Raw genomic sequence first — 1,437 nt, forward strand, 5'->3', positions numbered from 1 at the left:
GTCGTCGCAACACCGGGTTGTCATGCAGATATTAGATGCTCGTTCAATACTTCGGCCGGCGTCTTCCAACCAAGCGTTTTCCGTGGTCTGCTGTTCAGCGCGTTAGCTACTGCTTGGATCTCTCGGTCACTCCACCGGGACAGGTCGGTGCCTTTCGGGAAGTATTGGCGCAGAAGTCCGTTCGTGTTCTCGTTCGTGCCGCGCTGCCATGGGCTGTGAGGGTCGGCAAAGAAGACATCAACTCCGGACTCGATGGTGAAGCGGGCGTGGTCGGATAGTTCTTTACCACGGTCCCAAGTCAATGACTGCCATAGCTGGCTTGGCAGCGTCGTCACAGTTCTCTTGAGCGCGTTGGCCATGGTGATGGCTCCGTAGCCAGCCAGCGCCGGGCCGTTCTTTGTTCGAGGAGTCAGGCCATAGCCTTTCTCGCGAGGCAGGTGAACAAGCATGGTGAACCGACTTGATCGCTCTACTAGCGTCCCAATCGCTGACCGGTTCAGGCCAATGATCAGATCACCCTCCCAATGGCCTGGCACAGCGCGATCTTCCGCTTCTGCGGGCCTGCTGGAGATCATCACCTCCTCGCTCACGTGCGCCCACGCTTTGGCCTGGGCCCTCGCCCGCGGTACGCGCAATGCTCGCCCGGTACGCAAACAGCTCACCAGCTCGCGCTTGAGGGCGCCTCGGCCCTGAATGTACAGAGCCTGGTAGATGGCTTCGTGAGATATCCGCATGGATTCATCATCCGGGAAGTCGATCTTTAACCTGCAGGAAATTTGCTCCGGTGACCAGCCGTTGACCCATTTGCGATCGCCGCGATGTGGCTTGTTTCGACCCTTGAACGGTGCCTGCCGAGGGCCAGCTATCTCACGTCCATCAGCGTCATGTATTTTTCCCTCCAAGCGGTCTTGGACATAGTGGCGCAGCTTCGGGTGACTCACCAGCTTTGCCTGCTTCGGTCTTCTGACCATCAGTTCTGCCTTCCACTGCGCGACTGAAGCCCGGTACTCAAGCTTTCCACCACGGGTTGCGGCGTTACGTGTGAGCTCCCGTGAGACCGTTGAGGGGCTTCGTCCTATACGGCGAGCTATCTCCCGCACGCCGACGTCTTGGGCGCGGAGCAGCCCAATCTCTTCTCGCTCCGCAAATGACAAGTACCTTTCAGACACAGGTTTCGACATGAACAATGGCATCCCGCCCCGATGACGAAACCAGCGAGAGCCTACCGCCTGCGACACACCGACCGCCTCGGCAGCCCTCTCGCTCGTGATCCCGGTTGCGATTTGCTCCCAGAACCGCCGCTCCGTCTCACGCCGAAGCGAAGGCGCGCCTGGCGAGCGCATCGCTCCTCGCCCCGTCAACTTCTGCATCCACCCCGCTGGTCGTCCCATAAACACCTTCTCTATAACGGTGTTGCGACGACCGGTTGAATCCGCC

Annotated in this window: 1 protein-coding gene; it reads right to left on the reverse strand. The window is 59.6% G+C overall.

Annotation, left to right across the window (positions count from 1 at the left end; genetic code table 11):
* Window positions 1-20: 20 nt before the first annotated feature.
* Window positions 21-1,370, reverse strand: a complete 1,350-nt coding sequence (locus R2N16_RS25385; RefSeq protein WP_316669809.1) for an IS30 family transposase — start codon at window positions 1,368-1,370, stop codon at window positions 21-23.
* Window positions 1,371-1,437 lie beyond the last annotated feature (67 nt).

Origin of the sequence: Ralstonia psammae (assembly GCF_958405935.1) — a bacterium.
GTDB classification, from domain to species: domain Bacteria; phylum Pseudomonadota; class Gammaproteobacteria; order Burkholderiales; family Burkholderiaceae; genus Ralstonia; species Ralstonia psammae.